At 27.8% G+C, this 12,805-nt stretch carries 16 protein-coding genes; 6 read left to right on the top strand and 10 right to left on the bottom strand.

Annotation, left to right across the window (positions count from 1 at the left end; translation table 11 throughout):
* The first annotated feature begins 41 nt into the window (after positions 1-41).
* Positions 42-404 carry a CoA-binding protein gene (locus tag Q0776_RS10305; protein WP_298367800.1) on the top strand — a complete coding sequence of 121 codons (363 nt, stop codon included), beginning with the start codon at positions 42-44 and terminating at the stop codon, positions 402-404.
* Here the strand turns inward: Q0776_RS10305 and Q0776_RS10300 are convergent.
* The 5 genes from Q0776_RS10300 to pyrR are packed head-to-tail and all read right to left on the bottom strand — an operon-like array spanning position 401 to position 3,504.
* On the bottom strand, positions 401-1,318 hold the full coding sequence (locus tag Q0776_RS10300) for a ribonuclease Z (RefSeq protein WP_298367798.1): 918 nt from the start codon (positions 1,316-1,318) through the stop codon (positions 401-403). The genes Q0776_RS10305 and Q0776_RS10300 overlap by 4 nt on opposite strands.
* Positions 1,315-1,674 carry a T9SS type A sorting domain-containing protein gene (locus Q0776_RS10295; RefSeq protein WP_298367795.1) on the bottom strand — a complete coding sequence of 120 codons (360 nt, stop codon included), beginning with the start codon at positions 1,672-1,674 and terminating at the stop codon, positions 1,315-1,317. The genes Q0776_RS10300 and Q0776_RS10295 overlap by 4 nt, the downstream gene beginning before the upstream one ends.
* A gap of 18 nt (positions 1,675-1,692) precedes the next feature.
* Entirely contained in the window at positions 1,693-2,025 is a 333-nt protein-coding gene (locus Q0776_RS10290) for a hypothetical protein (protein ID WP_298367792.1), read from the bottom strand.
* Complete coding sequence (locus Q0776_RS10285) at positions 2,026-2,961, bottom strand: aspartate carbamoyltransferase catalytic subunit (RefSeq protein ID WP_298367790.1); 936 nt, start codon at positions 2,959-2,961, stop codon at positions 2,026-2,028.
* 3 nt (positions 2,962-2,964) lie between these two features.
* Entirely contained in the window at positions 2,965-3,504 is a 540-nt protein-coding gene (pyrR, locus tag Q0776_RS10280; protein WP_298367788.1) for a bifunctional pyr operon transcriptional regulator/uracil phosphoribosyltransferase PyrR, read from the bottom strand.
* 189 nt (positions 3,505-3,693) lie between these two features.
* Between pyrR and Q0776_RS10275 the strand changes: the two genes are divergently transcribed.
* The 5 genes from Q0776_RS10275 (at position 3,694) to Q0776_RS10255 (ending at position 9,806) form a co-directional block, all read left to right on the top strand.
* Positions 3,694-5,040: a tetratricopeptide repeat protein gene (locus Q0776_RS10275; RefSeq protein ID WP_298367785.1), complete on the top strand. Its 1,347-nt coding sequence runs from the start codon at positions 3,694-3,696 to the stop codon at positions 5,038-5,040.
* A gap of 34 nt (positions 5,041-5,074) precedes the next feature.
* Positions 5,075-6,007, top strand: coding sequence for a DUF368 domain-containing protein (locus tag Q0776_RS10270; protein WP_298367784.1), 933 nt, complete (start codon positions 5,075-5,077; stop codon positions 6,005-6,007).
* 2 nt (positions 6,008-6,009) lie between these two features.
* On the top strand, positions 6,010-7,038 hold the full coding sequence (locus Q0776_RS10265) for a DUF368 domain-containing protein (RefSeq protein ID WP_298367782.1): 1,029 nt from the start codon (positions 6,010-6,012) through the stop codon (positions 7,036-7,038).
* Positions 7,025-7,768, top strand: coding sequence for a shikimate dehydrogenase (locus Q0776_RS10260; protein WP_298367781.1), 744 nt, complete (start codon positions 7,025-7,027; stop codon positions 7,766-7,768). The genes Q0776_RS10265 and Q0776_RS10260 overlap by 14 nt, the downstream gene beginning before the upstream one ends.
* A 121-nt stretch (positions 7,769-7,889) precedes the next feature.
* Positions 7,890-9,806: a DUF349 domain-containing protein gene (locus tag Q0776_RS10255; protein ID WP_298367780.1), complete on the top strand. Its 1,917-nt coding sequence runs from the start codon at positions 7,890-7,892 to the stop codon at positions 9,804-9,806.
* A gap of 28 nt (positions 9,807-9,834) precedes the next feature.
* Here the strand turns inward: Q0776_RS10255 and Q0776_RS10250 are convergent, their stop codons facing one another.
* From Q0776_RS10250 to Q0776_RS10230, 5 genes are read right to left on the bottom strand one after another with little or no spacing between them, the layout of a single operon-like run.
* The gene (locus Q0776_RS10250; RefSeq protein ID WP_298367777.1) at positions 9,835-10,452 is read right to left on the bottom strand and encodes a YceI family protein; all 618 of its coding nucleotides are present in this window, start codon (positions 10,450-10,452) and stop codon (positions 9,835-9,837) included.
* Between the two features lie 4 nt (positions 10,453-10,456).
* Complete coding sequence (locus tag Q0776_RS10245; RefSeq protein ID WP_298367774.1) at positions 10,457-10,714, bottom strand: acyl-CoA-binding protein; 258 nt, start codon at positions 10,712-10,714, stop codon at positions 10,457-10,459.
* Between the two features lie 22 nt (positions 10,715-10,736).
* Positions 10,737-11,387 (bottom strand): phosphatidylserine decarboxylase family protein, encoded by a 651-nt coding sequence (locus tag Q0776_RS10240; RefSeq protein ID WP_298367772.1) that lies wholly within the window; start codon positions 11,385-11,387, stop codon positions 10,737-10,739.
* A gap of 2 nt (positions 11,388-11,389) precedes the next feature.
* Positions 11,390-12,205, bottom strand: coding sequence for a phosphatidate cytidylyltransferase (locus Q0776_RS10235; protein ID WP_298367771.1), 816 nt, complete (start codon positions 12,203-12,205; stop codon positions 11,390-11,392).
* Between the two features lie 3 nt (positions 12,206-12,208).
* Positions 12,209-12,796, bottom strand: a complete 588-nt coding sequence (locus Q0776_RS10230) for a hypothetical protein (RefSeq protein WP_298367770.1) — start codon at positions 12,794-12,796, stop codon at positions 12,209-12,211.
* Positions 12,797-12,805: the final 9 nt, after the last annotated feature.

Genomic DNA, 12,805 nt, shown 5'->3' with positions numbered 1-12,805 from the left:
ATACTTTTTAGAGGCTTTTTTTAGCATAGAATAATTAATTTATGAATAAAAAAACTTTAGTATTAGGAGCGTCAACAAATCCAAATCGATATTCAAATATAGCTGTAAAAAAATTAGTAAACAATGGAATTAATGTTGTTGCAATTGGTAAAAAGAAAGGAAAAATAGGGGATGTTGAAATTTTAAATTTTAAAAAGAAATTTGAAAGTATAGATACAGTTACCATGTATTTGAATAAGCACAATCAAATTGAATATTATAAGTACATTTTAAAGTTAAATCCAAAAAGAGTAATTTTTAATCCTGGAACCGAAAACGAATATTTCGAAAATTTACTACGTCAAAATAACATTTATTTTGAGCACAGTTGTACGTTAGTGTTATTAAGTATTGGTAAATATTAGAATATTTCAAAAACCTTTCCCGTTTCAGCTAAATATGTGTTTTCAAAAATTTCCTGAGCTTCTGTTTTAAAATCTTCAATGTTTTTATATCTACCACTGTAATGGCCTATAATTAATTGCTTAACCTTGGCTTGTTTTGCAATACTAGCTGCTTGGGAAGCAGTAGCATGTTTTGTTGTGTATGCTAAAGACTCTTTATCTTTTAAAAATGTAGATTCATGATAAAGGCAATTGACCTCTTTAATAATATCTATAATTGGCGGGAAATACGAAGTATCACTACAAAAAGCATAACTTTTGGGTGTGTTAGGTTCTAATGTAAGCTCGTTGTTTTTAATTATATTTCCGTTATTTAAAATAAAATCTTTTCCGTTTTTTAGGTTTTGATAATCACAAATTTCAATTTCGTCAACGTTTTTAATTGTACTCATATTAAGTTTTCTTTCACCAACCTTTTCTTTGAATAAAAAACCATTGGTGTACACTCTATGATCTAACGGAATAGTAAATACCTCAACTTTTGAATCTTCAAAAATTAATTCACTTTTTTTAGAAGAAAGTTCATGAAAAATTAGAGGATATTGGGTCCAAGAATTCGATATTTTTAATTGAAGGGTAATTGCCTCTTTTATGCCAATTGGTCCATAAACGTGTAGCTCAGACTCTCTATTTAATAGCCTAAAAGTTGAAATTAAACCAACTAGACCAAAAAAATGATCTCCGTGTAAATGAGAAATAAAGATGTGTTTTATTTTTGAAAACTTAATTCCAAATCTCCTTAACTGAACTTGAGTCCCTTCACCACAATCTATTAAAAAATTATGATTTTTTATCTCAAGAAATTGAGCCGTTGGATTTGCATTTACTCGAGGAGTGGCTGAATGGCAGCCCAAAATTGTGAGTTTTAAACTCATCTAATTACAAGTCTTTTAGAAATATTTTCGGAACCGGATTGTAAGGAGTATATATACATTCCGTTAGGTAAATCGTTGCGGTTAAATAAAACCGAATTTCTGCCCGGTCTTGCTTCAAATTTTTCAAGATAAACAGTTTTTCCTACTAAATTTTTAATTGAAAATTCAATAGATTGAGATTTTGAAGAAACAAAATTAATATTAGTTCTTGAAGTAAACGGATTTGGATATGCTGATACAGAAATTAACGTAGAAGTTGATTTGCTATTTTTAATAACATTATTTGTATTTTCTTTTTGCTGCGCAAAAGAAATAGTAAAAATAAATAAAAATGATATTAAAAGTAGTTTTTTCATCAATAAGCAATATTCTTTTTAAAATCCTAATTCTCGTTCAATAGCGTCCATTTCCAAAATATCCAACGCTTCTTTAAATGTTGGCACAATATTTAATTCATCTGGAATTTCATCTATATTTATTCCTGTACAAATAATCACAAAACTTGTGCCGTTTTCTTTATGAGTTGAACTTATATTCAAAAATAATAATAATTCTTCAATTTTAGTGTTAATAATTTCTGAAAAGTCTAAAATTAAATGTTCACCTTTAAAATTATGGTACTCATTCTCAACATTTTTTAGAAATAATTCTAAAGATGCATCTACTGGTTTTATTAAAATAAATTTTTTGTCTTTTGTAATTTTCATTTAATTATGTCTTTCAATTTGTTCAGCCAATAAATAAATAACGGCCATTCTAACTGCAACACCATTCTCAACCTGATTTAAAATAATAGATTGGTCTGCATCTGCAACATCGCTTGTAATTTCTACACCACGATTAATTGGTCCTGGATGCATGATAACAATTTTCTTGCCAATTGAATCTAAAAGTTTTTTATTAATTCCAAATAACTGAGCATATTCTCTTGTTGATGGAAAATAGTTAATTGCCATTCGTTCGTTTTGTACTCGTAAAACATTGGCAACATCACACCATTCTAATGCTTTTCTAATGTTGTATTCTACGCTTACACCTAATTCTTCAATATATTTTGGTATTAAGGTTTTTGGACCACAAACTTTTACTTCGGCACCTTGTAATTTTAGGGCATAAATATTTGAAAGGGCAACTCTAGAGTGTAATATATCTCCTACAATAACAACTTTTTTGCCTGCTACTGTTCCTAGTTTTTCTCTTATAGAATAAGAGTCTAATAGTGCTTGTGTAGGGTGTTCGTGTGTTCCATCTCCGGCATTTACAATTTTAGCATCTACATGTTTCGATAAAAAATCACAAGCGCCAACGTTTGGATGACGCATAACAATTAAATCAACTTTCATAGATAATATATTGTTGGCAGTATCTATAAGGGTTTCACCTTTTTTCACTGAAGATTGACTGGCAGAAAAATTAATTACATCTGCAGATAATCTTTTTTCAGCTAATTCAAACGAAAGTTTTGTTCTTGTGCTGTTTTCAAAAAACAAATTAGCTATGGTTATATCTCTTAATGAAGGAACTTTTTTAATTGGACGATTGATTACTTCTTTAAAATGATCAGCTGTTTTAAAAATTAAATCAATATCAGCCTTTTTTAAATGTTTTATTCCTAGAAGATGTTGTACGCTTAACTGACTCATGATTTAATTATTTGTTATATACACGGCGTCTTCTCCGTTGTTTTCTTTCCAATTTACGGTAACTCTTTCTTTATTTATTACATCAACTTGTCTACCTCTATAATCTGGCTGAATTGGTAGATGTCTACTAAATCTTCTGTCAATTAATACAAGAAGTTCAATATCTGAAGGTCTTCCAAATGATTGAATAGCAGTTAGTGCAGCTCTAATACTTCTTCCAGAGTATAAAACGTCATCAATAAAAACTATATTTTTATTTTCTACGGTAAAATTGATATTCGTTTTATTAGCTTCTAGGGGTTCACCGCGCCTTCTAAAATCATCTCTATAAAAAGTGATATCTAATTGCCCTAAATTTATAGACTTGATATTATAATCGTTCTTTAAAATAGAAACCAATCTTTCTGCTAAATAAATACCTCGTGGCTGAATGCCAATAAGTACGGTGTTTTTGAAATCATCATGGTTTTCAATTAGCTGACAAGCTAATCGATGTAAAATAATGTGAATTTCTTTGGAGTTAAGTAGATTTTTTTTGCTCATTGCAATACCAAACATTGTTTGGAATACAAATATAAACCATTTTGTTAATTAATTTGTTAAAAACATTTAGAAGTTATTATTAAAGAAAGCTTTTGTTCTTGTATTTTTATTTTCATAGAAATTATTTATTCTTGATATATGTCGCTAACTCCAAAAGAAAATAATTTACCGCTTTCAAAATTCGAATCAATGCTAAAAACTAATAGTGTTTATTTTTTCGATTCTATTGAATTTGAGGAGATTATACATTATTATATTGATTCAGGAAAAATATCTTTAGCCAAAAAAGCAATTAAACTTGGGTTAACTCAACATCCAAATTCTGTTTTAATGAAATTACTTAAGGCAGAATTATTGATTTTTGATAATAAATTAGATGAAGCTTCTTGTCTGTTAAAAGAGATTCAAGCAATTGAGCCAACAAATGAAGAGGTTTATATTCAACAAGCAAGTATTTATTCTAAGTTTGATGATCACGAAAAAGCTATAAATGCATTAAAAATTGCATTGGTGTATACGGATGATCAAGTAGATGTTTTATCGATGATAGGAATGGAATATTTATATCTTGATAATTTTGATGATGCAAGGTTAAATTTTGCTAAATGTCTTGAAGTTGATTTTGAAGATTACTCTTCGTTGTATAATGTTATTTATTGTTTTGACATGCAAAATAAGCATCAAGATGCAATAACATATTTAAATAATTATATTAATAAAGATCCTTATAGTGAGGTTGCTTGGCATCAATTAGGAAGACAATATTTTATTGTTGAAAACTTTGAACAAGCCTTAAGAGCTTTTGATTATGCTGTATTAATTGACGAATGTTTTGTTGGAGGGTATTTAGAAAAAGCCAAAACATTAGAGCAGCTTAATAAATTTGAAGAAGCTATTGAAAACTATAAAACAACAATAGACTTAGATGATCCAACTTCATTTGTTTTTCTTAGAATTGGAGAATGTTATGAAAAACTTAATGAAACAACCTTAGCAATTCAATTTTATAAAAAAGCGGTACACGAAGATCCATTGTTAGATAAAGGTTGGTTAGCAATAACCGAATTAACAATTAAAAATAAAAGTTTTAACAAAGCATTATTTTATATTAATAAGGCAATAGAAATTGATGATAAAAATACATTGTATTGGAGAAAATATGCTGAAATTAATTTAAAATTAAATAGGTTTGAAGAATCGGTTGAGGCATTTCAAAATTGTATTGTTTTAAAAGATTATGATATTGCAATTTGGGTAGGTTTAAGTGACGTATTATGTTACCTGGGCGATTATGAAGGTGCACTAATTAACTTGTTAAAAGCCAAAACTTATTTCAATGATTTTTCAGAAATTGAATACAGATTGGCCAGTATCTATTTTAAGTTTAATGAGTTTGAAAAAGGAGAAAAACATTTAACCACAGCTTTGGCAATAGATTTTGATTACCATCATTTAATAAAAGAATTATTTCCAGAAGTATATGCAATAAAAGAAGTGATTGATATCATAGCTAATTATAAAAATTCTTCATTATAAAATATTACATTTGTCTTCAAAGAAATTGAGATAAATGCAACAAAGAAATTTTACAAATTATTTAATTATAGCACTTAAAGGTATGGCTATGGGAGCTGCAGATGTAGTTCCAGGAGTTTCAGGAGGAACCATTGCCTTTATTTCTGGAATTTATGAAGAATTGTTAGGTTCAATTAGCGCAATAAATTTTTCAGCTTTAAAATTATTAAGAAAGAAAGGATTAAAAGTTTTTTGGAAATCCATAAATGGAAATTTTTTACTTTCACTGTTATTAGGAGTTTTTATAAGTATTATTTCTTTAGCAAAACTAATTTCTTGGTTGTTAGAAAATAAGCCAATTTTAGTTTGGTCGTTCTTTTTTGGTTTGGTTTTAGCAAGTATTTTATTTATAGGAAAACAAATTACAAAATGGAATTTAATAACTATTTTACTTTTTGTAATTGGAGCTTCTTTAGCATATTATATTACAACATTACAGCCGTTGATTTCCGAAAATACATCTCCTTACTTTTTATTTGTTGCAGGTGCAATTGCAATATGCGCTATGATATTACCGGGTATTTCCGGTTCATTTATTTTAGTTTTATTAGGAGCCTATAAACCAGTTTTAGACGCAATTCATAATAGAGATTATAAAGTGTTGATTATTTTAGCATCGGGTGCGGTAATTGGTTTATTAACGTTTTCAAAAGTATTAAAATGGTTGTTTCAACATTATAAAAACTTTACCCTAGCAGTTTTAACAGGTTTTATTTTAGGATCTTTAAATAAAATTTGGCCTTGGAAAGAGACCTTAACTTGGCGCGTAAATTCTCACGGAGTTAAAGTGCCCTTTAATGAACAAAGTATATTGCCATTTTCTTATAACGGTGATTCTCAACTAACAATGGCAATTGTGTTGGCTGCAATTGGATTTGCATTAATAATTTTTTTAGAAAAAGTAGCTCAGTTGTCTGAGAAAAAATAGTTATGGCTAAGGAGCGTACCTTATTAGATAAATTTTTCCTTTTTTTAAAAGGACTTTCAATGGGAGCCGCTAATAAAGTTCCTGGAGTATCTGGTGGTGCCGTTTCATTTGTTTTAGGTTTTTATGAAGAAATGATTTATTCATTTCAAAAAATAAACTATAAAGCATTTTTGCTATTAATAAACGGAAGGTTTAAGAGTTTTTATAAATATACAAATGCTACTTTTTTATTATTGGTTTTTGGAGGTAGCACTTTTAGTTATTTTAGTGTTTCATTAGTTTTAGATTTTTTATTAGAAAGATATGAATTGTATGTTTGGAGTTCTTTTTTTGGAATGATTTTAGGTTCTATATATTATATCTCTAAAGAATTTAACGATTGGAGAACAAGAAATGTAGTTTCAATGATTATTGGCGTTGCATTAGGAATAGCAATTAGTTTTATGAACCCAGCTAAGGAAAATGATAACCTCTGGTTTGTATTTGCTTGTGGAATTATAGGTGTTTCTGGAATGACCTTACCTGGTTTGTCGGGTTCATTTATATTAATTTTATTGGGAAATTATGTTTTGCTTTTAGTCGATTCCGTTACAGTTTTGTTTAAAACACTAACAGAAGTTTTTTCTGGTGATTTTGGATTTTTAGAAAATGAAGAGCAATTAAGATATCTTAAAATCATTGCAACATTTACAGGAGGTTCAGCGTTTGGTTTAGTAATTACATCACATATTTTAGGATATGTCTTAAAACGATGGCATCAAATAGTAACCGCAGTTATTATAGGTTTTATTACAGGATCATTAGGTATGGTTTGGCCTTGGAAAAAAGAAGTATACAAAATAATAGATGGTAAGGTTTTATTAGATGTAAACGGCGAAAAAGTAATTCAAAATTTTACTAGGTATTTTCCAAACTTTTCAATTTCTGAAACTTGGATAGCTTTGTTTTTTGTTTTATTGGGTGTAGGTATAATATTGTTAATAGATAAATATGGTGAAGACCGTAAAGAATTTTTAGATGAGCAAATTTAAATTTGGATTATTAGGGAAAAACATTTCGTATTCATTTTCTAGAAAATATTTTTCTGAAAAGTTTGAAAAATTAGGATTAACAAAACTAAAATATGTAAATTTTGATATTCCAGAAATTGAGGAATTTCCCTTTTTATATTACCAACAGGAAGAGGATTTTGGAGGTATAAATGTAACCATTCCGTATAAACAAGCTGTTATGCGATATATGTCTGAAATTGATGAAGATGCCAAAAAAATAGGAGCGGTTAATACCATTAAATTTACAGATGATTATAAGTTAATTGGTTATAATACAGATTTTTACGGGTTTCAAAAATCAATTGAACCTTTATTAAAACCACACCATAAAAAGGCTTTAATATTAGGTACTGGAGGTGCATCAAAAGCGGTTGCATATGCTTTCAAAAAATTAAATATTGAAGTGAGATTTGTTTCAAGAAGATTATCAGATGATAATTTTTTATACTCTCAGTTAAATAAAGATATTTTGAACGAATATACAATTATTGTTAATTGTTCACCCGTTGGTACATTCCCTAATGTAGATGAAGCTCCAGATATTCCATATGAATTTATAAGCGATAAACATTTATTTTATGACCTAATTTATAACCCTGAGGAAACAAAATTCTTACAACTTGGAAAAAGCAAAGGGGCAATAATAAAAAATGGCTTAGAGATGTTAGAACTTCAAGCTGAAAAGTCATGGGAGATATGGAATTCCTAGAAAAAATGGGATTTTGAACGCAACTTTTTTATAGATAGAGCATCTATTATAAAATGGTATTTTAAGTAATACTATATTAAATTATTAATGAATATAATTATTGAACCTTAAACATTTTGATATGTTAGACGAAGAGAAAAAAGTACCAGTACAAGAAAATAATTCAACTCCAAAAACAACTGAATCTATTGATCAAACGGAATCTATTGAACAAGTAAAAGAAGAAATTCAAACAGAAAATAATAATACAAATTCAAATGAAGCCGTTGATGAAATTGAAAACCAATTAGCAGAAAGCGAGGAGCAAACAAATCATCCAGAGGATGAAGTGGCAGATTTTAAAGATTTGTCATTGGAAGAATTAGTTGAAGTATTAGGGAAGCTCGTTAAAGAGGGGCAGGTTCAAAGTATAAATAATAATGTCAACAAAATAAAAGACATTTTTAATGTAAAATTCGGAAAATTATTAAAAGAAGAAAAAGAGAAGTTTTTAGCTGAGGGAGGTAATGTAATAGATTTTCAATACAACAACCCAGTTAAATCTACTTATAATAGTATTCTTTATGATTTTAAAACCAAAAGGAATGAGTTTTATGCAAATCAAGATGCTAAACTAAAATCTAATTTAGAGGAGAAATTAGAATTAATAGAAATATTAAAAGACTTAATAGATAATGCAGATGGAGCAACAATGTATGCGAAGTTTAAGGAAATTCAATCTAAATGGGTTGAAATAGGTCCTATTCCAAGAGCAAAATATAACGACACTTGGCGCACATATCACCATCATGTAGAACGTTTTTATGATTTATTGCATTTAAGTAATGATTTAAGAGACCTAGATTTTAGACATAATTTAGAGGAGAAAATAAAACTTGTTGAAAGAGCTGAAGCACTTGCAAATATTGATGATGTAAATGTTGCATTTAAAGAATTACAAGTATTACATAAACTTTGGAAAGAAGATGTTGGTCCTGTGGCAAGAGAACACAGAGAAGAAATTTGGAATAAATTTAGTGATGCTACAAAAAAAGTACATGATAGAAGACACGAATTTTTTAAAGATATGCGTTCAAAATATGAAGGTAATATTGATAAAAAAATAGAAGTTATAAAAGCAATTGAGGCTATTGATGTTTCAAAAAATGAATCGCGTTCTGATTGGCAAAAAAGTATAAAAGTAATTGAAGAATTAAGAGATAAATTTTTTAAAATAGGAGAAGTACCTAGATCTAAAAGTGATGAAATTTGGAAAAGATTTAAAGATGCAACTAGGAGCTTTAATGTACAAAAAAATAAGTATTTTAAAGAAGTCAAAAAAGAACATTTTGATAATTTAAATAAAAAGAAATTATTAATTGAACAAGCAGAATCTCTTAAAGATAGTGAGGATTGGGATATGACAACCGAGGTGATGAAAAAGATACAAGCCGATTGGAAAAAAATTGGACATGTACCTAGAAAATATTCAGATAAACTTTGGAAAGAATTTAAAAGTGCTTGTAACCATTATTTTGATAGGTTACATAACAAACAAGATGAAGGTAATAAGGAACAAATAGAAGTTTTAAATAAAAAGAAAGAATTTTTAAATGAAATTAAAGCAGCTATAGAAAACCAAGAGGAAATTACTTTTGAAACAATAAATGAATATGTTAATAATTGGAGAGCGTTGGGTGCGGTTCCTTACGAAATGAGACATATTGAAGGTAAGTTTAATAAACTTTTAGATAAGATTGCAGAAAATAGTAGCATTGAAAAGAAAGATGTAGAAATGCTTAAATTTGAAAATTTAGTTAGTGGATATCTGGAGCAAAAGAATTATAGAAAATTAGATTCTGAGCAGTTATTTATTAGAAAGAAAATAGATGAAACCGTTCGAGAAATTCAACAATTAGAAAATAATTTAGGGTTTATTTCAAATGTTTCAGAAGATAATCCTTTAGTGAAAAATGTAAGAAGCCAAATTAATGTTTATAAAGATAAATTAGAAGTTTGGAAATCAAAATTGGAGTATTTAAAACAATTAGAAAACTAAAAAAAAAGCCTGCATTTGCAGGCTTTTTTTATTCGTATTTTAAGTAAGTGGCGACTTCTATTTTAACTTCGCTCCAAGTTTTAGAAATACCATCTTCTCCCGTATGTAAAGCTTCACAAACCTTGTTTAAAGCCGTTAATGCTGCCTGTGCTTGCCAATTGTCTAAATCCATAACAGCTTCTAAAGTCACCATTTGATCACTATTAACAAAAGTTATTGGTAAAGATTGTGTAATACCGTTCATAGCTATATCTACTGTGCCAGAGGTTTCATTTTTAATATGAATTGTTCCAGTAATATTTTGGGTGTCTACCATAGTTCCAAAAAAGAAATTTTTCAATTTTTTATCTCTAATAGTATCTTTTGTAAATAAACTACTAACGGGTATACTAAATTTTAAGTTATTTAAAGCTTCTAAAGAAGTTTTTGCGCTTAAATTAGCTTCTAAAATATTTAATTTGGTAAATTGTCCTTTCACAGGAACTTTTCCGGTAGTCTTATAAGCAATCCAATTAATAGTTGTAGTTTTTGGTTCAACAGTATACACTTTTTCTTTTGTGTCCAATTTAGGTTTCTTCGTTTCTTTACAAGAAATTGATAAGCCTAATACTAATATAAGACTTAAATAGAAATAATATTTTTTCATTTTTTTATAAATATTTAGTTACTAGTTTTATATATTCTAATTTTGCTTCTTCTTCACTTAAATGATTCAATTGAAACCAAGCGTTTAATTTAAAAGCATTTCTTAATTGAACATCTCCGGTTGGTTCTTCGTAATTATTACCTTTTGTAGCTTGTTTATAATAGGCATAAAATTGAAGCATAATGTCTGGGGCAAGCTTTATTTTTGTATTAGATGCTTTTAAATAAGCTTCTTCAAATTCTTCGTTTATATCTTTAGTCATTAAATAAAATTTAGTTTAATAATTAAAGCGAGGCAATAATTTGTTCTCCTCCTTTAACGGTGTCATTTAATTTTACTTCAATTTTTGTGTTTAAAGGTAAAAATACATCTACTCTCGATCCAAATTTAATAAATCCTGCGTCCGCGCCTTGAATTACATTCATATCTACATTTGCGTAATTAACAATTCGCTTTGCAAGTGCTCCTGCTATTTGTCTATAAAGAACTTCTCCAAATGTATTGTTTTCAATTACAATTGTTGTTCTTTCGTTTTCTTCAGATGCTTTTGGATGCCAAGCAACCAAAAATTTACCGGGATGATATTTACTAAATTTTACAATTCCACTTAATGGGTATCTTGTAACGTGCACATTTAATGGAGACATAAAAATTGACACTTGTAACCTCTTATCTTTGAAATATTCCTTTTCAAATACTTCTTCTATAACAACAACTTTCCCGTCAACAGGCGCAATAATTGTGTTATCATTAATGTCAGTTTTACGTTTTGGATTTCTGAAAAATTGTAATATAATAATATAAAGTATTAATATTACAATTGACAAAAGTTTATTTAGCCAATTAATAGATATTAAATTATCTATTAATATGATGCTTAAACCTGCAACAATTGTCGAAATTAAAATTATTTTATAACCTTCTTTATGAAACATAGCTATTGAATAAATTGTAAATAAATAAAAATAAATGGAGCTGCAAAAATAACGCTATCAAATCTATCTAAAAATCCTCCATGTCCAGGTATAAAGTTACTGCTATCTTTTACTCCAGCTTGTCTTTTAAACATAGATTCAATTAAATCTCCCAATACACCAAATATACTAACTATTCCAGCAATTACAATCCATTGTGTTTTAGACATTCCAATAAATTGGTTTGCAATTATAAAACTAACAATAAAAGTAAATATCATTCCGCCTATAAAACCTTCAATTGTTTTATTTGGAGATATACGTTCTAAAAGTTTATGTTTTCCAAAGCTTTTACCAATTAAAAAAGCAAATGTGTCATTTGTCCAAATTAAAATAAAAACCCCTAATATTGTTGTGTTTATATAATTGAATGAAGAATTTAAAAAGGGTATTTGAACCATCATTGTAAATGGAACAACTATATAAATTATAGATAAAAATATTTTACCTAAATGGCTTATTACTTCTTCTTTCTTGGCGAAAAGTATTGATGCAAAAGTGATGAAAATCGATAAAAATAAAGCCAATCCAACGTACTCGAAAATAATTTTTGACGGAATATCTTCTACATTTAAAATGTTACCAAAAACAAAAAGTAGTATTCCAATTAGGTGTGGAAAAACACTTTTTAGATCAATCATTTTCTTAAATTCATAAAGACAAAAAAGCATTAAAATAAAGAAAAGAGATATAAATGTAATTTTACTGTATAAAATCGAGAAGATTAAAATACTGACAAAAATAAGACCTGAAAATGTACGTTTTAAAAGTTTCCCCATAAATTATAAATCTTCGAAAAGCAGTAAATATAAGTTTTTCGTATTTGTATTGCCATAACTCATAAAAGTATCATCATTTGAGTTGAGGTCAAAACTTTTTATAGCACTTATATTACTTGGAATATTGCCTTGGTATCGGGTTTTAATTCCTGTTAAGCTTTCGCCTTTTGATTTTACTAGCTGACTTGTGGTGGCATAAACAATAAAATTTTCTGACAAATCACAAATTTTATGTTCTTTTATTTGATTTGATGAAAATAAAATACTCCCATTTTCGGCAATTAAATGTTCACAACCTAAAAAAATAGGAGCGTTTTGAGAAAACGAATTCTCTACTTTTAGATTCATTGGTTTTATTAATTTTAGTAAATCATTATCATTACAGATAATAGTCTCCCAAGAATTTTCGCCTATAATATTTGTTAAATTTATAATCACATCTTCTAAAGATGTGCAATACAAAAACTTACCTTTATTTTTGATGAAATTTTTTACAAAAATTTGATCTAAAGGTAAGTTCTTATTTTCATTTAAATGCTCTTCTGAAACTTTTGGCTTAGAAGTTTTAAATAATTTTTTGAATAAACTCATTTTTTATTT

It is taken from the genome of uncultured Lutibacter sp. (assembly GCF_947495725.1).
Taxonomy (GTDB): domain Bacteria; phylum Bacteroidota; class Bacteroidia; order Flavobacteriales; family Flavobacteriaceae; genus Lutibacter.
Note: the sequence above shows the minus strand (reverse complement) of the source record. Positions and strands in the feature narration are given on the sequence as shown.

Coding starts and splice junctions, on each gene's coding strand:
- Q0776_RS10305 (WP_298367800.1), top strand. CDS start 42: ATGAATAAAAAAACTTTAGTATTAGGAGCGTCAACAAATCCAAATCGA.
- Q0776_RS10300 (WP_298367798.1), bottom strand. CDS start 1,318: ATGAGTTTAAAACTCACAATTTTGGGCTGCCATTCAGCCACTCCTCGA.
- Q0776_RS10295 (WP_298367795.1), bottom strand. CDS start 1,674: ATGAAAAAACTACTTTTAATATCATTTTTATTTATTTTTACTATTTCT.
- Q0776_RS10290 (WP_298367792.1), bottom strand. CDS start 2,025: ATGAAAATTACAAAAGACAAAAAATTTATTTTAATAAAACCAGTAGAT.
- Q0776_RS10285 (WP_298367790.1), bottom strand. CDS start 2,961: ATGAGTCAGTTAAGCGTACAACATCTTCTAGGAATAAAACATTTAAAA.
- pyrR (WP_298367788.1), bottom strand. CDS start 3,504: ATGAGCAAAAAAAATCTACTTAACTCCAAAGAAATTCACATTATTTTA.
- Q0776_RS10275 (WP_298367785.1), top strand. CDS start 3,694: ATGCTAAAAACTAATAGTGTTTATTTTTTCGATTCTATTGAATTTGAG.
- Q0776_RS10270 (WP_298367784.1), top strand. CDS start 5,075: ATGCAACAAAGAAATTTTACAAATTATTTAATTATAGCACTTAAAGGT.
- Q0776_RS10265 (WP_298367782.1), top strand. CDS start 6,010: ATGGCTAAGGAGCGTACCTTATTAGATAAATTTTTCCTTTTTTTAAAA.
- Q0776_RS10260 (WP_298367781.1), top strand. CDS start 7,025: ATGAGCAAATTTAAATTTGGATTATTAGGGAAAAACATTTCGTATTCA.
- Q0776_RS10255 (WP_298367780.1), top strand. CDS start 7,890: ATGTTAGACGAAGAGAAAAAAGTACCAGTACAAGAAAATAATTCAACT.
- Q0776_RS10250 (WP_298367777.1), bottom strand. CDS start 10,452: ATGAAAAAATATTATTTCTATTTAAGTCTTATATTAGTATTAGGCTTA.
- Q0776_RS10245 (WP_298367774.1), bottom strand. CDS start 10,714: ATGACTAAAGATATAAACGAAGAATTTGAAGAAGCTTATTTAAAAGCA.
- Q0776_RS10240 (WP_298367772.1), bottom strand. CDS start 11,387: ATGTTTCATAAAGAAGGTTATAAAATAATTTTAATTTCGACAATTGTT.
- Q0776_RS10235 (WP_298367771.1), bottom strand. CDS start 12,205: ATGGGGAAACTTTTAAAACGTACATTTTCAGGTCTTATTTTTGTCAGT.
- Q0776_RS10230 (WP_298367770.1), bottom strand. CDS start 12,796: ATGAGTTTATTCAAAAAATTATTTAAAACTTCTAAGCCAAAAGTTTCA.